The organism is Pseudomonas sp. Kh14 (assembly GCF_900291005.1).
Lineage (GTDB): Bacteria > Pseudomonadota > Gammaproteobacteria > Pseudomonadales > Pseudomonadaceae > Aquipseudomonas > Aquipseudomonas alloputida.
This window is the reverse complement of record NZ_OLKJ01000012.1, coordinates 13,096-36,815: the sequence shown is the minus strand read 5'-3', so window position 1 is coordinate 36,815 and position 23,720 is coordinate 13,096. Positions and strand designations below refer to the sequence as shown.

The 23,720-nt window shown below is 63.0% G+C and carries 23 protein-coding genes; 11 read left to right on the top strand and 12 right to left on the bottom strand.

Going from position 1 to position 23,720, the window contains the following annotated elements; genetic code table 11:
* The first annotated feature begins 4 nt into the window (after window positions 1-4).
* Both FQ668_RS05480 and FQ668_RS05475 read left to right on the top strand, forming a co-directional pair.
* Window positions 5-712 (top strand): autoinducer binding domain-containing protein, encoded by a 708-nt coding sequence (locus FQ668_RS05480; RefSeq protein ID WP_014592356.1) that lies wholly within the window; start codon window positions 5-7, stop codon window positions 710-712.
* 96 nt (window positions 713-808) lie between these two features.
* Window positions 809-1,933: a methyltransferase gene (locus tag FQ668_RS05475; protein ID WP_014592357.1), complete on the top strand. Its 1,125-nt coding sequence runs from the start codon at window positions 809-811 to the stop codon at window positions 1,931-1,933.
* A gap of 105 nt (window positions 1,934-2,038) precedes the next feature.
* Here FQ668_RS05475 and FQ668_RS05470 read toward each other — a convergent pair whose 3' ends face one another.
* Genes FQ668_RS05470 through FQ668_RS05460 form a run of 3 tightly spaced genes read right to left on the bottom strand, consistent with a single transcriptional unit; the run spans window position 2,039 to window position 4,651 of the window.
* Window positions 2,039-2,194: a DUF2474 domain-containing protein gene (locus FQ668_RS05470; RefSeq protein WP_003251614.1), complete on the bottom strand. Its 156-nt coding sequence runs from the start codon at window positions 2,192-2,194 to the stop codon at window positions 2,039-2,041.
* A 9-nt stretch (window positions 2,195-2,203) separates the two neighbouring features.
* Complete coding sequence (gene cydB, locus FQ668_RS05465; protein ID WP_003251612.1) at window positions 2,204-3,211, bottom strand: cytochrome d ubiquinol oxidase subunit II; 1,008 nt, start codon at window positions 3,209-3,211, stop codon at window positions 2,204-2,206.
* 3 nt (window positions 3,212-3,214) lie between these two features.
* Window positions 3,215-4,651 (bottom strand): cytochrome ubiquinol oxidase subunit I, encoded by a 1,437-nt coding sequence (locus FQ668_RS05460; RefSeq protein ID WP_019438403.1) that lies wholly within the window; start codon window positions 4,649-4,651, stop codon window positions 3,215-3,217.
* A 343-nt stretch (window positions 4,652-4,994) separates the two neighbouring features.
* On the opposite strand from FQ668_RS05460, the gene FQ668_RS05455 reads away from it, so the two are divergent.
* From FQ668_RS05455 to trmA, 3 genes are all read left to right on the top strand, one after another.
* A complete protein-coding gene (locus FQ668_RS05455) occupies window positions 4,995-6,215 on the top strand; it encodes an MFS transporter (RefSeq protein ID WP_019438404.1) in 1,221 nt (406 codons plus the stop codon).
* Window positions 6,216-6,444: 229 nt separating this feature from the next.
* Window positions 6,445-7,740 carry an NCS2 family permease gene (locus tag FQ668_RS05450; protein ID WP_014592360.1) on the top strand — a complete coding sequence of 432 codons (1,296 nt, stop codon included), beginning with the start codon at window positions 6,445-6,447 and terminating at the stop codon, window positions 7,738-7,740.
* Window positions 7,737-8,822, top strand: a complete 1,086-nt coding sequence (gene trmA, locus FQ668_RS05445; RefSeq protein ID WP_004575991.1) for a tRNA (uridine(54)-C5)-methyltransferase TrmA — start codon at window positions 7,737-7,739, stop codon at window positions 8,820-8,822. Before FQ668_RS05450 ends, trmA begins: the two co-directional genes overlap by 4 nt.
* A 150-nt stretch (window positions 8,823-8,972) precedes the next feature.
* Here trmA and pcaG read toward each other — a convergent pair whose 3' ends face one another.
* Both pcaG and pcaH read right to left on the bottom strand, forming a co-directional pair.
* Window positions 8,973-9,578 (bottom strand): protocatechuate 3,4-dioxygenase subunit alpha, encoded by a 606-nt coding sequence (pcaG, locus tag FQ668_RS05440; RefSeq protein ID WP_010955312.1) that lies wholly within the window; start codon window positions 9,576-9,578, stop codon window positions 8,973-8,975.
* Between the two features lie 10 nt (window positions 9,579-9,588).
* A complete protein-coding gene (pcaH, locus tag FQ668_RS05435) occupies window positions 9,589-10,308 on the bottom strand; it encodes a protocatechuate 3,4-dioxygenase subunit beta (protein ID WP_009682255.1) in 720 nt (239 codons plus the stop codon).
* Window positions 10,309-10,508: 200 nt separating this feature from the next.
* Here pcaH and FQ668_RS05430 point away from each other — a divergent pair, with 200 nt between their 5' ends.
* Both FQ668_RS05430 and FQ668_RS05425 read left to right on the top strand, forming a co-directional pair.
* Entirely contained in the window at window positions 10,509-11,393 is an 885-nt protein-coding gene (locus FQ668_RS05430) for a neutral zinc metallopeptidase (protein WP_014592361.1), read from the top strand.
* 172 nt (window positions 11,394-11,565) lie between these two features.
* The gene (locus FQ668_RS05425; protein ID WP_019438405.1) at window positions 11,566-13,485 is read left to right on the top strand and encodes a methyl-accepting chemotaxis protein; all 1,920 of its coding nucleotides are present in this window, start codon (window positions 11,566-11,568) and stop codon (window positions 13,483-13,485) included.
* Between the two features lie 138 nt (window positions 13,486-13,623).
* Here the strand turns inward: FQ668_RS05425 and ggt are convergent, their stop codons facing one another.
* The 3 genes from ggt to FQ668_RS05405 all read right to left on the bottom strand — a co-directional run bounded on the left by ggt (window position 13,624) and on the right by FQ668_RS05405 (window position 17,079).
* The gene (gene ggt / locus FQ668_RS05420) at window positions 13,624-15,291 is read right to left on the bottom strand and encodes a gamma-glutamyltransferase (protein WP_019438406.1); all 1,668 of its coding nucleotides are present in this window, start codon (window positions 15,289-15,291) and stop codon (window positions 13,624-13,626) included.
* Between the two features lie 117 nt (window positions 15,292-15,408).
* Complete coding sequence (locus tag FQ668_RS05415; RefSeq protein ID WP_014592364.1) at window positions 15,409-16,305, bottom strand: LysR family transcriptional regulator; 897 nt, start codon at window positions 16,303-16,305, stop codon at window positions 15,409-15,411.
* Window positions 16,306-16,488: 183 nt separating this feature from the next.
* The gene (locus FQ668_RS05405; RefSeq protein WP_014592365.1) at window positions 16,489-17,079 is read right to left on the bottom strand and encodes an NAD(P)H-dependent oxidoreductase; all 591 of its coding nucleotides are present in this window, start codon (window positions 17,077-17,079) and stop codon (window positions 16,489-16,491) included.
* A 163-nt stretch (window positions 17,080-17,242) separates the two neighbouring features.
* On the opposite strand from FQ668_RS05405, the gene FQ668_RS05400 reads away from it, so the two are divergent.
* Entirely contained in the window at window positions 17,243-17,557 is a 315-nt protein-coding gene (locus FQ668_RS05400; RefSeq protein WP_019438854.1) for a putative quinol monooxygenase, read from the top strand.
* Here the strand turns inward: FQ668_RS05400 and FQ668_RS05395 are convergent.
* On the bottom strand, window positions 17,547-18,311 hold the full coding sequence (locus FQ668_RS05395) for a sulfite exporter TauE/SafE family protein (protein ID WP_019438855.1): 765 nt from the start codon (window positions 18,309-18,311) through the stop codon (window positions 17,547-17,549). The two genes, FQ668_RS05400 and FQ668_RS05395, sit on opposite strands and share 11 nt — an antisense overlap.
* Window positions 18,312-18,388: 77 nt before the next feature.
* Here FQ668_RS05395 and FQ668_RS05390 point away from each other — a divergent pair, with 77 nt between their 5' ends.
* Window positions 18,389-19,270, top strand: a complete 882-nt coding sequence (locus FQ668_RS05390) for a LysR family transcriptional regulator (protein ID WP_019438856.1) — start codon at window positions 18,389-18,391, stop codon at window positions 19,268-19,270.
* A 102-nt stretch (window positions 19,271-19,372) separates the two neighbouring features.
* Here the strand turns inward: FQ668_RS05390 and FQ668_RS05385 are convergent, their stop codons facing one another.
* On the bottom strand, window positions 19,373-19,648 hold the full coding sequence (locus FQ668_RS05385) for a metal/formaldehyde-sensitive transcriptional repressor (protein ID WP_003251584.1): 276 nt from the start codon (window positions 19,646-19,648) through the stop codon (window positions 19,373-19,375).
* Window positions 19,649-19,718: 70 nt separating this feature from the next.
* On the opposite strand from FQ668_RS05385, the gene dmeF reads away from it, so the two are divergent.
* On the top strand, window positions 19,719-20,648 hold the full coding sequence (gene dmeF, locus FQ668_RS05380) for a CDF family Co(II)/Ni(II) efflux transporter DmeF (protein WP_014592370.1): 930 nt from the start codon (window positions 19,719-19,721) through the stop codon (window positions 20,646-20,648).
* Window positions 20,649-20,744: 96 nt separating this feature from the next.
* Window positions 20,745-21,089, top strand: a complete 345-nt coding sequence (locus FQ668_RS05375) for a cupin domain-containing protein (protein ID WP_003251579.1) — start codon at window positions 20,745-20,747, stop codon at window positions 21,087-21,089.
* Window positions 21,090-21,281: 192 nt separating this feature from the next.
* Here the strand turns inward: FQ668_RS05375 and mmsB are convergent, their stop codons facing one another.
* Window positions 21,282-22,169 carry a 3-hydroxyisobutyrate dehydrogenase gene (gene mmsB / locus FQ668_RS05370; RefSeq protein WP_144179926.1) on the bottom strand — a complete coding sequence of 296 codons (888 nt, stop codon included), beginning with the start codon at window positions 22,167-22,169 and terminating at the stop codon, window positions 21,282-21,284.
* A gap of 10 nt (window positions 22,170-22,179) precedes the next feature.
* Complete coding sequence (locus FQ668_RS05365; protein ID WP_003251574.1) at window positions 22,180-23,706, bottom strand: CoA-acylating methylmalonate-semialdehyde dehydrogenase; 1,527 nt, start codon at window positions 23,704-23,706, stop codon at window positions 22,180-22,182.
* Window positions 23,707-23,720: the final 14 nt, after the last annotated feature.

The window sequence follows — 23,720 nt, the reverse complement described above, 5'->3', positions numbered from 1 at the left end:
TCAGATGCTTCACTGGAAACCCGAGTATCTTCAGGCGTTCGTCAGCGAACGCAGCCCGCAGAAGCTATTCGACATTGCAGTCCATCTGGCTCAGGACCTGGACATGGATTACCTTGGGCTGAACATCCGCATTCAGATCGCTACGCAAACGCCAAGGCTGTACCTCTATAGCAACTACCCAAGTGAGTGGATCGAGCGCTACCAGCGCGACGACTTCTACAAGCAGGACCCGGCGGCGAACCTGAGCCACAGCTCGACGATGCCGGTGCTGTGGACCGATGAGCTTTACAAGGAAGCCCCGCAATTTCGCGAAATGGCCTGCCTGCATGGCTTGCGCCACGGCTGGACACAGTCGCTTCACGATCAGCAGCACAACGAAAGCCAGATCAGTGTCGCTCGGCCAAACGGCCCCATCGATGAGGTCGAACTGTACGACAAAGCCGGGAGTGTGCAGTGGCTGTGCCACGCCCTTCACGCGGTACTGGGCGAGCACCATCTGAACGCGCTATGCCCACCCCAGCCGAAAATGAGCGAGCGCGAACTGGAAGTGCTGAAATGGTCTGCCGCCGGCAAGACCGCTGCCGATGTTGCCTCCATCCTCTCGCTGTCGCAAAGCACGGTCAACTTCCATATCCGCAGCGTGATCACCAAGACCAACGCAGCCAACAAGGCCGGAGCCATTGCCATTGCCGCCTTGCGTGGCTGGATCTGACCTTCAAACCTGCGACCTTGGGCAAAGCCCTGTAGAATCGCCCGGCAAAGCCCGGCGCGAACCGCAACGGGCAGTTTCGTACCCGAGCCAGACGCCATGCCCCTGTTGACCACCCCCTACGCCGAACTCGACCTGATCCGCCAGCCGGAGCAGGCCAACGACCCGTTGCAGGCCTTCGATGCCGCCGACGAGTACCTGCTTGCGCAGCTACACGATCAGGCACCCGACGCCAATTGCCGGGTACTGGTGCTCAATGACAGCTTCGGTGCCCTGGCCGCAAGCCTTGCGGGCCAGCTGCAGGTGGTCAGCAGCGGTGACTCGCACCTGGGGCACCTGGCCCTGGAAAAGAACCTGGCGCGCAATGGCCTGCCATTCGACAGCGTGCCGTTCGTACCGGCCAGCGAACACTGGCAAGGCCCGTTCGACCGGGTGCTGGTGCGTGTGCCCAAGACCCTGGCCCTGCTCGAAGAACAACTGATCCGCCTGCAAGGCCAGTTGGCACCCGGTGCGCAGGTGATTGCCGGGGCGATGATCAAGCACCTGCCGCGGGCGGCCGGCGACCTGATGGAGAAGTATATCGGCCCCGTACAGGCTTCGCTGGCCCTGAAAAAGGCCCGTTTGCTGACAGCAACGGTTGCCGAGCGGCCGCTCGCCAAGTCCCCCTACCCCAGCTGCTACCGCCTCGACGCGCCGGCTCTTGACTTGGTCAACCACGCCAACGTGTTCTGCCGTGAAGGCCTGGATATCGGGACGCGGGCGTTCCTCCCGCATCTGCCACGCGACCTCGGCCGTGCGCGGGTGGCGGACCTGGGCTGCGGCAACGGCGTGCTCGCGATCGCCAGCGCCCTGGCCAACCCGGAGGCCGAGTACACCCTGGTCGACGAGTCGTACATGGCAGTGCAATCGGCGCGGGAGAACTGGCTGGCAGCGTTGGGCGAGCGCCCGGCGACCTTCTTTGCGGCCGATGGCCTGGCCGGGCTGGAGAAACAGTCGCTGGACGTGGTGCTGTGCAATCCGCCGTTCCACCAACAGCAGGTAGTAGGCGATTTCCTCGCCTGGCGCATGTTCCAACAGGCGCGTGAGGCGCTGGTGGTAGGTGGGGCGCTGTACATCGTGGGTAACCGGCACCTGGGCTATCACAGCAAGCTGGCGCGGTTGTTCCGGGGGGTGGAGCAGGTGGCGGCAACGCCCAAGTTCGTCATTCTGAAAGCCCGCAAGTAAGCGCGCCACCGCCCCCGTAGGAGCGGGCTTGCCCGCGAACACCGGCAACGCCGGTGCCATCTAGCGCGTTGCCTGCTTCGCGGGCAAGCCCGCTGCCGCTCTTTATCAGTGTGTGGTCAGGCCCGCCGCCCCCATGAACAGCCGCATCACCCAGGCCGCCACACCCAGCGCTGCGACGCTCATCGCCCAGATCAGCAACAGCCAACCCAGTCGCTGCCACAGCGGTTTCTTGTCTTCCAAACCATGCTTGCCAGCCATCATGCGGCCCTCCTAGTGATAGCCGTCTTCGTGGGTCACCTTGCCGCGGAACACGTAGTAGCTCCAGAAGGTATACATGAGGATAAACGGCAGGATGAACAGGGTACCCACCAGCATGAAGCCCTGGCTTTGCGGTGGCGCTGCGGCATCCCAGATCGAAATCGACGGCGGGATGATGTTAGGCCACAGGCTGATTCCCAAGCCGCTGTAACCAAGGAAGATCAGTACCAGCGTGAGCAGGAACGGCGTGTAGTGCGCGTTGCGTGCCACCGCTTTGAGCAACCCGTAGAAGGTCACCAGCACCAGCAGCGGCACCGGCATGAACCAGATCAGGTTGGGCATGCTGAACCAGCGGTCGGCAATCTGCGGGTAGGCGATTGGCGTCCACAGGCTGACGATACCGATCACCACCAGCAGCACCAGCGCCAGCGGCCGGGCCATATCGTGCATCTTCTGCTGCAGCGGCCCTTCGGTCTTCATGATCAGCCAGGTGCAACCCAGCAGGGTGTAGGCCACGATCAACCCCAGCCCGCAGAACAGGCTGAACGGCGTCAGCCAGTCCAGGGTGCCACCGGCAAAATGCCGGTCGACCACCTTGAACCCCTCCAGGAACGCGCCCAGCGCCACGCCCTGGAAGAAGGTGGCGATCAGTGAACCCCAGATGAAAGCCTTGTCCCAGATATGCCGCTTGTCAGCCTTGGCCTTGAAGCGGAACTCGAAGGCCACGCCCCGGAAGATCAGGCCGATCAGCATCAGGATCAGGGGCAGGTACAGGGCCTCGAGGACCACGGCATACGCCATCGGGAAGGCCCCGAACAGTCCGGCACCGCCCAGGATCAACCAGGTTTCGTTGCCGTCCCATACCGGCGCGACAGTGTTCATCATGACATCACGGTCCTGCTCGCCCTTGACGAAGGGGAAGAGCATGCCGATCCCCAGGTCGAATCCGTCCATCACCACGTACATCATGACGCCGAAGATGATGATCACGGCCCAGATCAGTGGAAGGTCGATACCCATGGTTCAGTTCCCCTTGTTCAGGCTGGCAGAGGTGGCCTCGCGGCCATCATCGGCGGCGGACAAAGGCCGTGCCGGCGTGCGTTTCTGGCCTGGGCCTCCCGGAGTGTGCTCGTCACCCTCACCGGTCTGCGGCCCTTTGCGCACCAGGCGCATCATGTAGCCAAGGCCGGTGCCAAACAGGGCGAAGTACACCACCACGAATGCCACAAGGGTGAAGCCGAGCTGGGCGTAGCTGTGGTTGGAAACACCGTCCGCCGTGCGCATCAGGCCGTACACCACCCAGGGCTGGCGGCCAATTTCGGTAGTGAACCAGCCGGCCAGCACCGCGATCAGCCCGGATGGCCCCATCCACAGGGCCACATGCAGGAACGGGCGTGAACTGTACAGCGTGCCGCGTTTGCGCAACCACAGGCTCCACAGGCCAACGAAGATCATCAGGAAACCAAGCCCGACCATGATCCGGAACGACCAGAACACAATGGTCGAATTAGGCCGGTCCTCGGGCGGAAACTCCTTCATCGCCGGCACCTGCTTGTCCAGGCTGTGAGTCAGGATCAGGCTGCCGAGCGCCGGGATCTCGATCTTGAACCGGGTAGTCTCGGCCTCCATGTCGGGAATACCGAACAGGATCAGCGGAGTCGGCTCACCGGGCACGTTCTCCCAGTGGCCTTCGATCGCGGCAATTTTCACCGGCTGGTGCTTGAGGGTATTGAGGCCGTGGAAATCGCCGATCACTGCCTGAATCGGGGCGACGATCAGTGCCATCCACATGGCCATCGACAGCATCTTGCGTACGGCCGGGTTGTCACGCCCGCGCAGCAGGTGCCAGGCCGCCGAGGCACCGACGAAGAACGCGGTGGACACGAACGCGGCAGTGGCCATGTGCATCAGGCGGTAGGGGAAGGAGGGGTTGAACACCACCGCAAACCAGTCCACCGGCACCACCCGACCATCGATGATCTCGTGACCTTGCGGCGTTTGCATCCAGCTGTTCGAGGCGAGAATCCAGAAGGTCGAGACCAGCGTACCGAGCGCGACCATCACCGTGGAGAAGAAGTGCAGACCACGGCCGACGCGGTTCCAGCCAAACAGCATGACGCCCAGGAAGCCCGCCTCGAGGAAGAACGCAGTCAGTACTTCGTAGGTGAGCAGCGGGCCGGTGACGGCACCGGCAAAGTCGGAGAAGCGGCTCCAGTTGGTGCCGAACTGGTAGGCCATGACCAGTCCGGAGACCACGCCCATGCCGAAGTTGACGGCGAAGATCTTCGACCAGAAGTGATAGAGGTCACGGTAGACCTGGTTGTGGGTCCGCAGCCATAGGCCTTCGAGGACTGCCAGGTAGCTGGCCAGGCCAATGGTGATGGCCGGGAACAGGATGTGGAACGACACGGTAAAGGCAAACTGCATTCGGGCGAGCTCTAAGGCCTCTATTCCGAACATGGTGCTTCCTCTTCAGATAATCCGGCGTCCGGGCTTGTGGCCCCAGTCGCCCACTGCCCCCACTGGGTCGAGTACGGCGTGTTGGAATTGTTCTGTTCGATCGCAGGGATTCCGGCCAGACGGCCATTTCATTGATCTGGAACGATTGACCCAGATCAATTAATGCTAGGAAGCATAGTCCCGAATGGCCCGGTGGGCCGTGTGGTGGATTGCCGCGTGACCTGTTGCCTCACCCTCTTTGATTAACAGTAGAAAAGTGCCGACCTGAGCAAACAGTAACCGTTTGTTACAAACAGATGATACGCTGCGCCCCCCTCTACTGCGCCGAGGCCCCTGGTTTCCGATGTCCGATTCCGCACCGCAGTTGTTGCGTCACCATCGTCCTTTTCTGGCCTTCTGGCTGGCCCGCGTATTCACCGCCAGCGGCTTCCAGATGCTCACCGTGGCCATCGGCTGGCACCTCTACCAATTGACCGGCAACGTACTGGACCTGGGCCTGGTCGGCCTGGTCGAGTTCGCCCCACGGGTGCTGTTCATGCTGCACACCGGCCATGTCGCCGACCGCTATGACAGACGCAAGGTCGCCGCCCTGTGCCAGAGCCTTCAGGGGCTGATTGCCCTGGCGCTGGCGGTGGGCAGTGCCACCGACAACGTCACCCGCGAACTGATCTTTGCCCTGGCCTTCCTGCTCGGCGCCAGCCGCTCATTCGAAATGCCGGCAACCCAGGCGTTGTTGCCCAATGTGGTACCGGCCGGGCTGTTCCCGCGGGCAGTGGCGGCGTCGGCCTCGGCCACCCAGTCGGCGACCATCGTGGCGCCGGCGGTGGGCGGCTTTCTGTATGCCTTTGGCAGCATGTGGGTGTACGGCCCGACGGTGGCCTTGTACGCCATTGCCTGCGTGCTGACCCTGACCCTGCAGGCGCGCGGCCAGATCGCACAGCGCGGGCGCGCCAGCATCGAATCGCTGCTGGCTGGCATCCGCTTCATTCGCAGCCGGCCCGACATCCTCGGCGCCATCTCGCTGGACCTGTTCGCCGTATTGTTGGGCGGAGCCACCGCGTTGCTGCCGGTATTTGCCAAGGACATCCTGCTGACCGGGCCGATGGGCCTTGGCCTGTTGCGCTCGGCGCCAGCGGTGGGGGCGTTGCTGATGTCGCTCTGGCTGGCGCGCTTCCCGTTCCAGCGCAACGTCGGGCGGACGATGTTCACTGCGGTCGGCGTGTTCGGCGTGGCGACCATCGCCTTCGGCCTGTCGACGTCGTTCTGGTTCTCGCTGGCGGTACTGGTGGTACTAGGTGCGGCAGACATGATCAGCATGGTCATTCGCAGCTCGTTCGTGCAGCTGGAGACACCGGATGAAATGCGAGGGCGGGTGAGCGCAGTGAACGGCTTGTTCATCGGTGCCTCGAACCAGCTCGGTGAGTTCGAATCGGGAGTGACCGCGCACTGGTTTGGTACAGTGCCGGCGGTAGTGCTGGGCGGGGTGGGCACCTTGGTGGTGACCGGGGTGTGGATAAAACTGTTCCCTACCCTGGCCAAGCGGGACCGGTTGCATAACGGGTGATGCGTCACCAGTGCCGGCCTGTTCGCGGGCAAGCCCGCGCCTGCAGGGGACTTTATCCGTGAAGGGCCAGAAAAACCCATTCCCCAACGGCCATAGGCCCCCGCCATGCATGCTGGTATGATGCGCGGCTTTTTTCCTCCCCACACAAAACCACGGCATCCGGTACGGTCTGTGCTTTGCTGATGGGGTCGATACATTCATGGCGCCGGGGGCGCCTTGGGGAGCGGGCATGCTGGAAAGGCTGTTTCAACTAAGAGCACACAACACCAACGTGCGCACCGAGATTCTCGCGGGCGTCACCACCTTCCTGGCCATGGCCTACATCCTGTTCGTCAACCCGAGCATCCTCGGCGAGACCGGCATGGACAAGGGCGCGATCTTCGTCGCCACCTGCCTGGCAGCAGCCATCGGCTCCGCCACCATGGGCCTGATTGCCAACTACCCGATCGCCCTGGCACCGGGCATGGGCCTGAACGCGTTCTTCACCTACACCGTGGTGCTGCACATGGGCCACACCTGGCAGGTGGCACTGGGTGCCGTGTTCCTGTCGGCGGTGATGTTCTTCCTGCTGTCGATCTTCCGCATCCGCGAGTGGATCGTGAACAGCATCCCGCTGCCGCTGCGTTCGGCGATTGCCGCCGGTATCGGCCTCTTCCTGGCATTGATCGCCCTGCATAATGCCGGCATCGTCGTCGATAACCCAGCCACTTTGGTGGGCATGGGCGACCTCAAGCAGCCTTCGGTGATTCTCGCCACACTGGGCTTCTTCCTGATCGTCGGCCTTGAGTCGCTGAAAGTGCGCGGCGCGGTGCTGATCGGCATCCTGGCCGTCACCGTCGCGTCGATCGCCATGGGCGTCACGCCGTTCGGGGGGATCGTGTCGATGCCACCTTCGCTGGCACCCACCTTCCTGCAGCTGGACATCGCCGGTGCCCTTGATGTGGGCTTGATCAGCGTGATCTTCGCGTTCCTGTTCGTCGACCTGTTCGACAACTCCGGCACCCTGATCGCCGTGGCCAAGCGCGCCGGCCTGATGGGCAAGGACGGCCACATGCCGAAGATGGGCCGCGCCCTGATCGCCGACAGCACCGCCGCCATGGCCGGCTCCCTGCTGGGCACCTCGACCACCACCAGCTATATCGAGTCCGCTGCGGGTGTGAGCGCCGGCGGCCGTACCGGCCTGACGGCCATCGTGGTTGCCGTGCTGTTCCTGCTGGCGCTGTTCTTCGCCCCCTTGGCCGGTAGCGTGCCGGCGTTCGCCACGGCCCCGGCGCTGCTGTTCGTCGCCGTGCTGATGGCCTCGGGCCTGGCGGAAATAAACTGGGACGACGTCACCGAAGCTGCACCGGTGGTGGTAACTGCCTTGGCCATGCCGCTGACGTACTCGATCGCCAATGGCATCGCCTTCGGCTTCATCGCCTGGACCGCCGTCAAACTGATTTCCGGCCGCCGTGGCGACCTGAACCCGGCCTTGGTGATCCTTTCCATCCTGTTCGTCATCAAGCTAGGCTGGTTCAACGCATGAGTGCTGCTTTCGACCCCTCCTCCTACGCCACCCAACTGGACGCCAAGGTGGCCCGGCTGCGCGAGCTGCTGGCGCCATTCGGCGCGCCGGAACCGGCTGTTTTCGACTCACCGCGCGAGCATTACCGCCTGCGCGCCGAGTTCCGCCTGTGGCGCGAGGATGGCCAGCGCCACTACGCCATGTTCGCCCCGGGCGAGAAGCACAAAGCAATCCTGATCGACGATTTCCCCATTGCCAGCGAACGCATCAACGCGTTGATGCCACGCCTGAAGGCAGCCTGGCAGGCCAGCGAAGAACTGGGCAACCGCCTGTTCCAGGTGGAGTTCCTCACCACCCTGGCTGGCGATGCGATGATCACGATGTGCTATCACCGCCCGCTGGACGAGGCCTGGGAAGTGGAAGCCCGGCAACTGGCTGAAGCGCTGGGGGTGAGCGTCATCGGCCGCTCCAAGGGCAAGCGCCTGGTTATCGGCCGCGACTACGCGGTGGAAAAACTCGATGTGGCTGGCCGCGTGTTCAGTTACCGCCAGCCGGAGGGTGCGTTCACTCAGCCCAACGGCGCAGTGAACCAGAAGATGCTCAGCTGGGCCTTCGAGGCCATTGGCGAGCGTGAGGATGACTTGCTGGAGCTGTATTGCGGCAACGGCAACTTCACCCTGCCGCTGGCCACGCGTGTACGCCAGGTGCTGGCCACCGAAATCAGCAAGACGTCGGTCAATGCCGCCCTGAGCAACCTTGACGAAAACGCTGTGGATAACGTGCGGCTGGTACGCTTGTCGGCAGAGGAGCTGACCCAGGCACTGAATGAGGTGCGGCCGTTCCGTCGCCTGGAAGGCATCGACCTGAAGAGTTATCAGTTCGGTACCGTGTTCGTCGACCCACCGCGGGCCGGGATGGACCCGGATACCTGCGAGCTGACCCGGCGTTTCGAACGCATCCTGTACATCTCGTGCAACCCGGAAACGCTGGCAGCGAACATTGCCCAGTTGCAGGACACCCACCGCATCGAGCGCTGTGCATTGTTTGACCAGTTCCCGTATACCCACCATATGGAGAGTGGGGTTCTGCTGGTTCGGCGCTGATCGTTGTATCGCCGGGGCTGCTTTGCAGCCCATTCGCGGGCAAGCCCGCTCCTACATTGATCGGCGTACAGCCCATTGCTCGGCGTACGCAGATCGTTGTAGGAGCGGGCTTGCCCGCGAATGGGCCGCAAAGCGGCCCCAAGCTTCACCTCAGAAGTCGAAGAAAACGGTCTCGCCTTCCCCCTGAATACGGATATCGAAGCGATATGCCGTCTTCCCATCCACTTCGCAACGCTTGGCAATCAAGGTTTCACGCCGCTGCGGCTGCTCGATCAGGTTGAGCACCGGGCATTTGGCATTGGCCTGGGCCTCGTCATCGAAATACAGGCGCGTGTGCAGGTGGATGTTGATGCCACGGGCAAACAGGCTGATGTTGATGTGCGGCGCCATCGGCACGCCAGCAGCGTTGTTCACCACACCCGGCTTGACCGTTTGCAGCGTCCACTCACCGGCATCGAAGGTGGTAGCCGTGCGGCCAAAGCTGTTGAAGGCGTTTTCCAGGTTGTAGGCATCCTGGTACTCACCGTTGGCGTCGGCCTGCCACACTTCTAGGAACGAGTCGCGCACCAGGTGGCCGTTTCCGTCGTAAACGTGGCCGATCAGCAGAATGTGCTCGCCCGGGGCGTCTGGCTTGGCCAGGCAGTTCCAGATTTCCTGGTCGCGGGTCGGGTTGCCGGCGGCTTCCAGGGCCAGGCCGATGTGCACGTAGGGGCCGGCAGTCTGCGAAGGGGTTTCCGGCAGCAGTTCGATTGGCATGGCGGGGTCCTCAGCAGTTTTCGAAGTGGGTCTTGCGCTGGCCACGCAGCACGATGTCGAAGCGGTAGGCCAGGCAGTCCATCGGGTTGGCGTTGCTCATGTCGAGCTTGGCGATCAACTGCTGCACAGCTTGCGGGTTGGCGATCGACTTGACGATCGGGCACATCGGGATCAGCGGGTCACCTTCGAAGTACAGCTGGGTGATCAGCTTGGTGGCGATCGATGGGCCGCTGATGGCGAAGTGGATATGCGCCGGGCGCCAGTCGTTCGGGCCGTTGCGCCATGGGTACGGGCCCGGCTTGATGGTGCGGAAGCTGTAGTAGCCGTCACGGTCGGTCAGGCACCGGCCAACACCACCGAAGTTCGGGTCCAGCGGCGCCAGGTAGCGGTCGTTCTTGTGGCGATAGCGGCCGCCGGCGTTGGCTTGCCACATCTCCACCAGAGTGTTCGGCACAGGCTTGCCGTACTGGTCGACGACACGGCCGGCGACGATGATGCGCTCGCCAATGGGCAGCCCACCATTATTGAAGTTCAGCAGCAGGTCATGGTCGTGGGCGCCGAAGCCCAGATGGGAAAAGTCCGGACCAGTGGTTTCGCTGATCGACTGCGGAATGCTGACCAGTGCCTGGCGCGGCGAGCGGGCAACGGAGGTCTTGTAGTCAGGCGTAAGGGCTTTAGGGTGCCAGTTGCGATCACGGATCACGAAGCGGCTGTTGTCCTGGGCGGGCATGCCGGTTTCCTCTCTTGGAATTATGAGAACGCCTGGGCGTGGCAGGCGGACTTGCAGTTTCCGGCAGGTCGCGCGCGATGAATATTGAAATCGACCACCTCATACATAACCAAATGGTTATGGCTTAACACCTTTGCCTGACACCTGCCGCTTTCCTGAACTAATCTTTGACTTCTTGTTTCACGCTCGGGAGAGCATTCATGGAATGGCGAAAAGGCCGACGCAGCGACAACGTGGTCGATGCCCGGGGCGAAGGTGGCGGTGGCGGCATGCGCTTCGGCGGCGGCAAGGGGCTGGGGCTCGGGGCGATTCTGCTGATCGTCGGCATCGGCTGGCTCACCGGGCAGGACCCGCTGCAGATTCTTGGCCAGCTCACCGGCCAGATGGAGCAACAGCAAACGGCCCCCAGTGGTACAAGCGCCAAGGCCCCCCCGGCCAACGACCAGCAGGCCGAGTTCGTCGCCTCGATTCTGGGCGACACTGAGGACACCTGGAAAGCCCTGTTCGCCCAGGCCGGCAAACAATACCGTGACCCCAAACTGGTCCTGTTCAGCGGCCAGGTCAATTCGGCCTGTGGTTTTGCCTCGGCAGCGGTCGGGCCGTTCTATTGCCCGGCGGACCAGCGGGTGTACCTGGACATGTCGTTCTTCCGTGAAATGGAAACCCGCTTCGCTGCAGCTGGCGACTTCGCCCAGGCCTACGTGATCGCCCACGAAATCGGCCACCATGTGCAGACACTGCTGGGCGTTTCGGCAAAGGTCGATGCCGCACGACGCGCCGGCCAGCGCATGGAGGGCGACAACGGCCTGTTGGTGCGCCAGGAGTTGCAGGCTGACTGCCTGGCCGGTGTATGGGCCTACCAGGCGCAGAAACGCCTGAACTGGCTGGAGCCAGGCGATGTCGAGGAAGCGCTGAATGCGGCCAATGCCATTGGCGACGATCGCCTGCAGCAGCAAGGCCGCGGCCGCGTAGTGCCGGACTCGTTCACCCACGGTACCTCGGCGCAGCGGGTGCGCTGGTTCAAGACCGGGTTTGCCGAAGGTGAAGTGAACCGCTGCGACACCTTCAGCGCACGCACCCTCTGATCCCAGGCCCAACAGGGAGCGAGTGAGACCGTCTTGCTGATATTTTGCTGAAAAAGCGTTTCAGCTTCCCCAATCATGGCCGATAACCCCTGCACGAATCAGCGGGCATCCAGAACAACAACGCCTCGCGATCGAAGATCAAGAGAGCGAAATCAACTTCTGGAGAGCGTGCATGAACAGCTGGTTCGCCAACATCAGCGTCAACCTTAAACTCGGCCTGGGCTTCGGCCTGGTGCTGGTCCTCACTGGCCTGCTGGCCCTCACCGGCTGGACCAGCCTGGGCAGCCTGATCGACCGTAGCAACTGGATGGGCGATATTGGCCAGCTGAACAAGGACCTCACCGATCTGCGCATTGCGCGCCTGCAGTACATGATCGCCAACGGCGACGATACCGCCGCCGCCAACACCCTGGCCAAGCTGGACGCATTCAGCAAGCAGCAGGCCTACCTGGCCACCACCTTCAAAAGCCCGGAGAACGTCAAGCTGCTGGGTGAGCTGGGCGATACCATCAGTGCCTACAAGCTGTCGCTGAACAAGATGCGCCAGGGCTACGACGCCACCCGCGCAGCGCGCGTTTCCATGGACAGCTCGGCCATTCGCGCCGACCAGGCCATGGATGCGCTTAGCCAGGAGGTGATGGCTCGCCCCGAGGCTGACAGCGTGCGTCTGGCCCAGTACCAGCTGATCAGCAAGGCCCGCCAGCAACTGCTGCAGGTACGCATCGATGTGCGTGGCTACATCGCCGAGAACAGCAGCGCCAACGAGCAGGCCGCCTTGCGCCAGCTGGATGCAGCACTGGCCGATACCGACAACCTCAAGCGCCAGCTGCCCAGCGCAGACGCGCGCCTGCAACAGTTCGAAAACGCGGTACTGGCCTATCGTGACGCCGTACGCCAGTTCCGCGACGCGGTTGCCAACATCACCACCTCGCGCGCCGAAATGACCGTGCAGGGCGCCGACATCGTCAAGCGCAGTGACGCGCTGTACCAGATCCAGCTAGAGCGCCGTGACATCGAGAGTACCCAGGCCCGCAGCCTGCAGGCCATCGCCACACTGCTGGCGCTGCTGGTCGGCGTACTGGCGGCGGTGCTGATCACCCGCCAGATCACCCGCCCGTTGCAAGACACCCTGGTGGCCGTGGAAAAAATCGCCAGTGGCGACCTTACCCAGCACATGCGCGTCACCCGCCGTGACGAACTGGGCGTGCTGCAGCAAGGCATCGCGCGCATGGGCACCACCCTGCGCGAGCTGATCAGCGGCATCCGCGATGGCGTCACCCAGATCGCCAGCGCCGCCGAAGAGCTGTCGGCAGTCACCGAACAGACCAGCGCGGGCGCCAACAGCCAGAAAGTCGAGACCGACCAGGTGGCCACCGCCATGCACGAAATGGCCGCTACCGTTCAGGAAGTGGCGCGCAATGCCGAGCAGGCCTCACATGCAGCCACCGGAGCCGATGACGAAGCCCGTGCCGGCGACCGCGTGGTGGGCGAAGCGATTGGCCAGATCGAACGCTTGGCCGAGGACATGCACCGCTCCACCGAGGCCATGAACCTGCTGCAGCAGGAAAGCCAGAAAATCGGCAGCGTGATGGACGTGATCAAGTCGGTGGCCGAACAGACCAACCTGCTGGCGCTCAACGCAGCGATCGAGGCAGCGCGTGCCGGCGAGGCAGGCCGTGGCTTTGCCGTGGTTGCCGACGAAGTGCGCGGCCTGGCCCAGCGCACGCAGAAGTCTACCGAAGAGATCGAAGAGCTGATTGCCAGCCTGCAGCACGGAACCCAGCAAGTGGCGAATGCCATGCAGGGCAGCCGTACCCTGACCGACAGCAGCGTCGAACTGGCGCGAAAGGCCGGGTCATCGCTGGAGAGCATCACCAGTACGGTATCGAGCATCCAGTCGATGAACCAGCAGATTGCTGCGGCGGCAGAGCAGCAGAGTGCGGTGGCTGAAGAGATCAGCCGAAGCATCCTGAATGTGCGTGATGTGTCAGAGCAGACCGCAGCAGCCAGTGACGAGACGGCAGCGTCGAGTGTGGAGCTGGCGCGGCTGGGTGGGCAGTTGCAGACACTGGTCAGCCAATTCCGCGTCTGACCGTTGGAACCTGGGGCCGCTTTGCGGCCCTTTCGCGACTCAAGGCCGCTCCCATATTGATCGACGTACGCAGGTCCTCGTGGGAGCGGCCTTGTGTCGCGATAGGAGGGCAAAGCCCTCCCGGCGTGCTCACAGGCACTACTTGACGATCATCCCCACCCCACGCCCACGTGGGTCGGAAGCGGTCTCAAGCTTCGCCCCATCGACGCGGATCGCCTGGATGTCGCCCATCTCCCAGCCCTGGTCCTCCAGCACATAGCCCATCTTCTTCAGCTCCTCAGCTACCCGCCCGGTCAGCGGCGCATAGCTGTCGAAGTAGATGGTGTCCTTGGGCAGCAACTGATGGTGCACGCGCTGCGCCGCCACCGCCTTGTCCAGCGGCATGCCGTAGTCGTACAGGTTGTTCATCACCTGGAAGATCGAGGTGAAGATCCGCGAGCCACCCGGGGTACCGATAACCAGCTCGACCTTGCCATCGCGGGTCATCAGGCTGGGGCTCATCGACGACAGCATGCGCTTGCCCGGTTCGATCGCGTTGGCATCACCGCCGACCACGCCAAAGGCGTTCGCCGCCCCCGGCTTGGCGCTGAAGTCATCCATCTCGTCGTTGAGCAGGAAACCGGCACCCTTCACCACGACGCCACTGCCGTAGTCGAGGTTGAGGGTGTAGGTATTGCTGACCGCGTTGCCCTGCTTGTCGACGATCGAGAAATGCGTGGTCTGGTGCGGTTCAAGGCCCGGCTTGACTTTGTCGGTTGCGGAAATGGCCTTCGGGTTGACCTGGGCTGCGCGGTTGGCCAGGTAATCCTTGGCCACCAGCTGGTCCACCGGCACCTTGGTGAAGGCCGGGTCGCCCAGGTAGTCGGCGCGGTCGGCGAACACCCGCTTCTCGATCTCGGCCAACAGGTGGATGTACTGCGCCGAGTTATGCGCCACCCCTTTGAAGTCGGCCGCGCGGTCTTCCTTGATGCCCAGCAACTGGGCCAGTGCCACACCGCCTGAGCTCGGCGGTGGCGCGGTATACACCACATTGCCACGCCAGCTCACGGCCATCGGTTCACGCCATACCGCCTTGTAATCCTTGAGGTCATCTTTGGTAATCAGGCCTTTGTCAGCCTGCATCTGCGCCACCAGCAAATCGGCGGTCTTGCCTTGATAGAACTCGCTCACGCCCTTGTCGGCTATACGCTCCAGGGTCTGGGCCATTTCCGGCTGCCTGAACAGCTCGCCGACCTTCATGTTGCCGAAGTAATCGTTGAAGTTGGTCGCCGTCTTGAACATGCCCTGGGCATCGTTGCGGTACTGGTACTGCTTTTCCGCCACCTTGAAGCCGTTTTTCGCATAGCCGATGGCCGGGGTCAGCAACTCGCTCCAAGGCAGTTTGCCGAACTTCTGGTGCGCCTCCCACAGGCCCATTACCGTACCGGGTACACCTGCTGCGCGTGCCCCGACCAGGCTGAGGTTCTCGATGACCTCGCCCTTGTCGTCCAGGTACATGTTGCGGGTGGCGGCCTTGGGCGCGACTTCGCGGTAGTCGAGGAAGTAAGGCTTGCCATCGACGAACAGGGTCATGAAGCCGCCACCGCCGATATTACCGGCCTCCGGGTAAGTCACCGCCAGGGTGAAGGCAGTCGCGACTGCCGCGTCCACCGCGTTGCCGCCCTTTTTCAGAATATCGGCGGCCACCTGTGCACCATATTGATCGGGGGCGGCCACCGCGCCACCCTCCAGGGTGGCGGCGTAAACCGAGGAACAGCTCAGGATCGCGGCTGCGAGAGCCAGGTACTGGAACGGGACCATACGCATGACACTTCCTTGGTGTTGTTTTTGTTGAGCAGTCAGTAAGGCCGAAGCGCTTCGACTGTGCAATCAACCGTCGGAAGTTTCGCCGCCTGTGGACAGGATTTGTCGCGATCAGGCAACTCAGCAGGCGTACATCGCCAGCTTGCGCTGGATGAAGTCCAGGAAGCACTGGATGCGCAGCGCCAACTGGGTGTTGCGGTAATACACCGCGTGGATCGGCTGACGGTAGCCATTGTTGGCCTCGCTCAGCAGCACCTGCAGGCGCCCTGTGCGGATATCTTCGTGGGTCATGAAGTGCGACAGGCTGACGATGCCCTCCCCGGCCAACGCCAGCTGGCGCAGGGTTTCGCCGCTGGAAGCGACCAGCGCCGGGCGGATGCTCCAGCGATCGCCCTGAGCGTGGCGTAGCGGCCAGTGATTGAGCGATTCAGGTTGGCTGAAGCCGAGCAGACAGTGGTCGGCCAGCTCCTCGACCTGCCGTGGCGTGCCGTGCTGCTCCAGGTAGGCCGGACTGGCCAGCACCTGCACCGGACTGCAACCCAGGCTGCGCGCGTGCAGGCTGGAGTCGGCCAGCTCTCCGATACGGATCGCCACATCAGTGCTCTGCTCCAGCAGGTCGATGATCAGGTCGTCGGTGTTGAGCTCCAGCTCGATGCCTGGGTACTGGCGGCGGAACTCGCCGATCCAGGGCAGGATGGCATGCAGCATGAACGGCGCAGCGGCATTGATGCGCAATCGCCCGGTCGGGGTCTGGCGGTTCATCGACAGACGCTCTTCCATCTCGTCCATCTGCTGCAGGATCAGCCGCGAGCGCTCAAGAAAGTAGCGCCCCTCTTCGGTAAGGTCCATGCGCCGGGTGGTGCGGTTGACCAGCGTGGTGCCCAGCTTGCCCTCCAGGCGCGAAAGGGTGCGGCTGACGGCAGACGGGGTCTGGCCCATCTGCTCGGCAGCAGCGGAAATCGAGCCGCAGTCGATGACGGCGACGAATACCTGGAGTTCTTCGGATCGGGTTTTCACATCAGGGCCTGTGGTTGGTCTGTGCAAGGATTAGATAACCGCTTGTCGAGGCCAAGTCCAGCGGCGCCTGTACGGGCCTATTCGCGGGCTTGCCCGCTCCCACAAGTACTGCAAAGTCCTTGAAACCTGCGTAATACCTGTGGGAGCGGGCAAGCCCGCGAAGAGGCTGGTACAGACATAAAATTACTGTGCCTTGCCAAACACCTTGTCCAGATGGGCCTCATAAGCTGCCAACGCCGCCGGCACATCCGGGCGCTTCATCACATCCACAGCCAGGAAGGTCGGCAGGCCGGTCATACCCAGGAACTGGTTGGCCTTGTGGAACGGGAAGTACACGGCATCCACCCCCTTGCCTTCAAAGAAATCGCTGGGGTCATCGAACGCCTGCTGCGGCGCGTTCCAGGTCAGCGACAACATGTATTGCTTGCCGTGCACCAGACCACCGCTGCCGTATTTCTGCGAGTGGTCCGAACGGGTACGACCGTCATTGGCATACAGGCTGCCGTGGCCGGCAGTGAACACGTCGTCGATGTACTTCTTCACGGTCCACGGCGCGCCCATCCACCAGCCGGGCATCTGATAGATCACCACATCGGCCCAGAGGAATTTCTCCACCTCTTCCTGGGCGTCGTAGCCGCCATCGATGAACGTCTGGCGCACGTCGAAGCCGGCGTGGTCCAGGTGAGCGATAGCCGCTTCGTGCAAGGTCGCGTTGAGACGGCCTTCGGAGTGAGCGAACTGTTTACCACCGTTGAGCAGAAGGATCTTTTTCATGCTGGCCTCCACGGCCGAATCAAAAATTGATGCCGGCAGGTTAGAGGCTCGCGGAGGCGGGATACAGCGGTGACGGGGCAAAATACAATTGACCAGAAGTCACGAATGGGCAATACATTATTGCCTTAGAATAGCGTCTCCACCCATCACCGAGTAGCGCCCCATGAGTGAGCCGTTCGCCTTTATCCTCAAAGCCAAGACCCGCCCGGAAATGGCTGATGCGTTCGAAAACCTGTTCCGTCCCTACGTCGAGCCAAGCCGCCAGGAACCCGGCTGCATCGAATACCACATGCTGCGCGACCAGCAGGACACGAGCCTGTTTGTGTTCTTCGAAGTGTGGGCCGACAAGGCCGCGCTGGACGTGCACTCGGCCCTCCCGCACATGGCTGCCTTCTTCGAAAAACGCATGGATTACCTGGAGCGCGATTTCGATATCCAGAGGGTCGACATGCTCAGCACTTCGTCCGCTAACCGTTGATCAGCAGGTGGCCGCCGAGGGCGGCCAGGCCGATGAAAAAGCAACGCTTGAACAGCAGCGCGCTGATCCGCTGACGCAGCCACTGGCCCGCCAGCATGCCGAGCAAGGCCGGCGCCAGCATCAGCAGCGACGCCCCCAGCGCCTGGCCACCCAAGGCATCCTGCCCGGCCAGGCCTAGGGCCAAGGCCAGGGTCGACACCGTAAACGACAGGCCCAGGGCCTGGATCATCTGCTCGCGGCTCAAGCCCAGGCTCTGCAGGTAAGGCACCGCTGGCATCACGAACACCCCGGTTGACGCGGTGACAACGCCCGTGACCAGACCGCAAAGCGGTCCCAGCCAGCGCTCGTGTCCCGGGGCTACCTGCAAGCCCGGGCCGACCACCCCATACAACGCATAGACCAGCAAGGCGCCCCCCAGCGCATGCGCAGCCCAAGGGCCAGTGTTGATTCCCAGCCAGGCGCTGCCCAGCAAGGTGCCGACAAAAATCAATGCCAGCATCGGCCCCAGGCGGACCAACAACCCTCGCAGGTGCCCGCCGCTGGCCAGCTGCCACAGGTTGGTGAGTGTCGAGGGCACGATCAACAACGCGGCAGCCTGCGCCGGCGGCATAGCCAGGCCCAACAGGCCCATGGCAATGGTCGGCAGGCCCAGGCCGATGACCCCCTTCACTGCGCCAGCCAGCAGAAAGGTCAGTACAACCAGCAACGACAGAGCCGGGCCAATGTTCTGGTAGAAAGCGAGCAAGGTAGTCATGGGCCGATGATGCCGTGCCCCGGGCGACGTGAGAATCTGCCATATACTCAGCCAGCCTCTTGCCCGGACAGAGCCACATGCATTTCGACCTGATCGACCTCAAGCTGTTCCAGCACACCGTGGAGTGCGGCAACATTACCGCCGGCGCCGGCCGCAGCCATCTGTCGCTGCCAGCGGCCAGTGCGCGCATCCGCGCCATGGAAGCATCGCTGGGCATTCCCTTGCTGGAACGTAACCGCCGTGGCGTACAACCAACGCCGGCTGGCCAGGCATTGTTGCAACATGCACGGCTGATAACGCAGCAGGTCGAACGCCTGCAGTTCGACCTGGGCCAATACGCACAAGGGCAGCAAGGCCAGGTGCGCCTGCTGTGCAACACCGCTGCGCTGACCGAATACCTGCCCGAACTGCTGGCCAGCTACCTGGCTGAAAACCCGGGCGTCAGCGTGGATGTGCAAGAGCTGCCGAGTTTGCGCATCGTGCAGGCAATTACCCAAGGCATGGCCGACTTGGGCATCGTGTCCACAGCCGCCCCCAGCGAGCACCTGCAGACCCGGCCGTTTCGAGACGACCCGCTGGTGCTAGTGACTCCACCGGGCCACCCCCTGGCCAGTGCGCTGGCGCCAAGTTTCGTCGACAGCCTGGCCCATGGCTATGTCGGCCTGGGGGCCGGCAGTGCATTGGGGTTGTACCTGGAAGAGCAAGCGCTGCACGAGGGGCAGCGCATGCAGGTTCGGGTGCGTGCGGAGGGGTTTGATGGGGTGATCCGCATGGTCGCGGGCGGGGCTGGAATCGGGGTGGTGCCGCTGGCAGCGGTGCAGCGTTGGCAAGGCATGCTGCCGTTGCACTGGGCGGCGCTGCAGGAGCCATGGGCCAACCGCCGGCTGCTGGTGTGCGCGCGGGATTTCGCGGCATTACCAGGCTATGCCGCCGGACTGGTATCCACCCTTACCCACTGACAGCCTTCGCTGGCCTGCTTCCACAAACTCGTTCGCGTACCGCTCGGACCGTGAAGGTATTGATACCCCCCTGGGGTATTCGTGAAAGGGTACGGCGACCTCCTACTTCAGATATGAACGCAGCAACGCTGCCACCTTGTCTGCCTCGTCCTGCCGTTCCTCGGCACTCAGGCCGTCCGCCACGAGGTGATCGCGGATGTGCCCTTCCATCACCTCGGCCATCAGCCCGTTCACCGCGCCGCGCACGGCAGCGATCTGCTGCAGGATCGCCAGGCAGTCCTTGTCCTGCTCCAGCGCCGTCTCCAGGGCGGCGGCTTGGCCTTTGATCTTGCGCACCCGGGTCAACAGCTGCTTCTTGCTCTTCAGGGTATGTGCCATTGGGTTTCACACCATGCTAGGTATACTGGGGTATAGTATTCTTCTCGATCTTCCGGGAGCATGATAAACCATGGCGACACAAACCTCAGACCGCTGGCAGCACAGCCACCAGTTCCACACCAGCAACCTGGGCGCTGAGCGCAAAACCCGCCTGGCGGTTTGGCTGACCGCAGTGATGATGGTGGCGGAGGTTGCCGGAGGCTGGTACTTCAACTCCATGGCGCTGCTGGCCGACGGCTGGCACATGAGCTCCCACGCTCTGGCACTTGGCCTGTCCTTGCTGGCCTACGCTGCCGCTCGGCGCTATGCAGGTGACCGGCGCTTTGCCTTCGGCACCTGGAAGATCGAGATTCTCGGCGGCTACTCAAGCGCCTTGCTTTTGCTGGGCGTGGCCGGGCTGATGGTGTTCCAGTCGGTGGAACGGCTGTTGGCACCGGGACCAATCCATTATGACGAGGCAATCTTAATCGCGGTGGTGGGCCTGGCCGTCAACCTGATCTGCGCCTGGCTGCTGCGCGATGACCATCACCATCATGATCACCATGGCGACGATCATCACCCTGACCACCACCATCACGACTTGAACCTGCGCTCGGCCTACCTGCATGTGATGGCCGACGCCGCTACGTCGGTGCTGGCAATCGTGGCCCTGCTGGCCGGCAAGTTCTGGGGCGCCAGCTGGCTCGACCCAGTCATGGGCCTGGTGGGTGCGTTGCTGGTGGCGCTGTGGGCCCGCGGCCTGCTGCGCGATACCGGGCGGGTGCTGCTGGATGCGGAGATGGACGCGCCAGTGGTGGAAGAAATCCGCGAAGTGGTCACGCAGTTGCCGGTGCCGGCCAGCATCACCGACCTGCACGTGTGGCGGGTGGGCAAGGACCAATACGCCTGCATTCTTGGTCTGGCCACCCACGCCGCGCTGAACGCCGACAGCGTGCGCCAGGCCCTGGCCGTGCACGAAGAGTTGGCGCACATCACTGTCGAGGTAAACCGCCTGGCATAGCGCGGTCAGACACCTGGACGTCGAGCCCAGGCAACTGCGGCTCGGCCGTTGGGCCTATGGTGACCAGTCATTCAGCCAGTCACCAGGAGTTGTGCCATGTCCGATTTCATCACCGTCCTGCGCGAAACCTGCCCGACGCCGGTCGTGGACGCCACCAAGTGGAAGCGCATCGGCGGCGATCCGCACACCGTCAACCTCAATGCCTACCTGTCGGCCGACGGCAGCAAGATCATGGGCACCTGGATCTGCACCCCGGGCAAGTTCGAGGTCAACTACGATAAATGGGAGTTCTGCCACTTCCTCGATGGCTATTGCATCATCACCCCGGAAGGCGAAGAACCGAAACACCTGAAAGCGGGTGATGTGTTCGTGATCGAGCCAGGCATGAAAGGTACCTGGGAAGTGGTCGAGACTGTACGTAAGTATTTCGTGTTCGCCTAATTTGCAGGCGCGGGTTTACCTGCGAATGCGGCGGTGAGGTTTCTGCAGCATTCACGGGTGAACCCGCTCCTACCACTGCCGCGCAATACCTGTGGGCGTGGACGAAAAAAATCGCGGAGCAGGCGCCCTTCCCTCTGGTGCGCAGTTACAGAGGGAAGGCCACCTGGCCCGCGATGAAGTCCACCTCTTGCATCACTCCTTCTTGCGATAACCCTCGACGATGGCCGAGAAGTCCTTGCCCCCCTCGCCTCGCAGGCTCATGGCCTGGTACAACTGCTGGGCCACGGCACCGAGAATCATCGGTTGGTGTGCCTGGCGTGCCGCTTCGGTAGCCAGCCCGAGGTCCTTGAGCATGAGTTCGGCGCCAAAGCCACCGGTGTAGCCACGCGATGCCGGAGCGGTTTCGATGATGCCCGGCCACGGGTTGTAGGTGTCCGAGCTCCAGCAACGCCCGGTCGAACTATTGATGATGCCGGCCAGCACCTTGGTATCGATACCCAGCGCGTTCCCCAGGGCCATGGCCTCGGACACGCCGATCATCGAAATGCCTAGCAGCAGGTTATTGCAGATCTTGGCGATCTGGCCGGTACCGACTTCCCCGCAGTGCACGATGTTGCGGCCCATCTGCTCCAGTACCGGCTTGAGGCTCGCAAACAACTCGGTACTGGCGCCGACCATGAACGTCAGGGTGCCGGCCGCCGCGCCGCCAGTACCACCGGAAACCGGCGCATCCCCCATGTCCACACCTTTTGCCGCTGCGGCCTTGGACACATCACGTGCGGTCTGCGGGTCGATGGTGCTGCAGTCAACGGTCGGCGTGCCAGGACGAATGCCGGCCAGTACGCCGTCCTCGTTCAAGTAAACGCTACGCACATGGGCTGCGGCCGGCAGCATGGTGATCACCAGCTCGCTGTTGGCCGCCGCGTCCTTGGGCGAGGGGCTGATCTGCCCGCCCAGTTCTGCCAGCTCGGCCAGCACGGCCTTGTTCAGGTCGAACAGGTTCAGCTGATGCCCGGCCTTGATCAGGTTGCGGGCCATGGGCGCGCCCATGTTGCCCAGGCCGATGAATGCGATACGCATGACGTACTCCTTAGCGCAGGCTAATGGTGGTGTTCACACCGTCGTTGACGCTGTCGTCATCGAACCAGCGAGCAGTGACGGTCTTGGTCTGAGTGTAGAACTGCACCACTTGCTTGCCGTACGGGCCGAGGTCACCGAGTTTGGAACCCCGCGAGCCGGTGAAGCTGAAGAACGGTACGGGTACCGGGATCGGGATGTTGATGCCGACCTGGCCGATATCGATTTCGCTCTGGAACTTGCGGGCTGCAGCGCCGCTTTGGGTGAACAGGCCGGTGCCGTTGCCGAACGGGTTGGCGTTGACCAGGGCGATGGCCTCGTCGAGCGTATCGACTTCCAGGGTCACCAGCACCGGGCCGAAGATTTCCTGGGTATACACCTGCATGTCGGTCTTCACGCCCGAGAACAGGGTCGGGCCGACGAAGTTGCCTTGCTCGTAGCCCGGCACCTTGACGTCACGGCCGTCAAGTTCCAGCTTGGCGCCTTCCTTGATACCGCTTTCGATCAGGCCCAGCACACGCTCCTTGGCACGCTTGGATACCACCGGGCCAACGTCGGTGCCCGGCTCACAGCCAGCATTGACCTTGAGCTTGCTGGCAGCCTCCTTGATATCCGGCAACCATTCGCGGGCCTTGCCCACCAACACCGCCACCGAGGTGGCCATGCAGCGCTGGCCCGCCGCGCCAAAGGCAGCACCGACCAGCGCATTGATGGTTTGCGTGCGGTTGGCATCAGGCAGCACCACCGCGTGGTTCTTGGCGCCCATCATCGACTGCACACGCTTGCCATGCTGGCTGCCGAGGTTGTACACGTGCGTGCCGACTTCAGTAGAGCCAACGAAGGAAATCGCCTTGATATCCTGGTGGGTGCAAATGGCATCCACCACCTGCTTGCCGCCGTGCACCACGTTCAGCACGCCGGCCGGTACGCCAGCTTCCAGCGCCAGCTCGACCAGCAGCATGGTCGACAGCGGGTCCTGCTCGGACGGTTTGAGCACGAACGTGTTGCCGCAAACGATGGCCATGGGGAACATCCACAGCGGGATCATTGCCGGGAAGTTGAACGGGGTGATGCCAGCGCATACGCCGATCGGCTGGCGCAGGGTGTAGGTATCGACACCGCCGGCGACGTTCTCGGCAAATTCGCCCATCTGCAGGGTGCCAATGGACGCCGCATGCTCGACCACTTCCAGGCCGCGGAAGATATCGCCTTCAGCGTCGGCCAGGGTCTTGCCCTGCTCGGCGCTGAGCACCTGGGCAATGCGTTTGGTGTGTTCGCGGATCAGTGCCTGCAGCTTGAGCATGATGCGCATGCGCGCGCCGATCGGGGTGTTACGCCACGTCTGGAAAGCGCGGTGAGCAGCGGCCACGGCTGCGTCGACTTCCTCGACGGTGGCGAACGGTACGCGCGCCAGCACCTCTTGGGTGGCCGGGTTGACGATGTCACGCCATTCGGTGGTTTTGGACTCGACCCACTGGCCGTCGATCAGCAGCTTGACCTGCTCGACCTTGGTGCTGTTAGGGGATTGCGGTGCGTTCATCTGCGTTCTCCTTG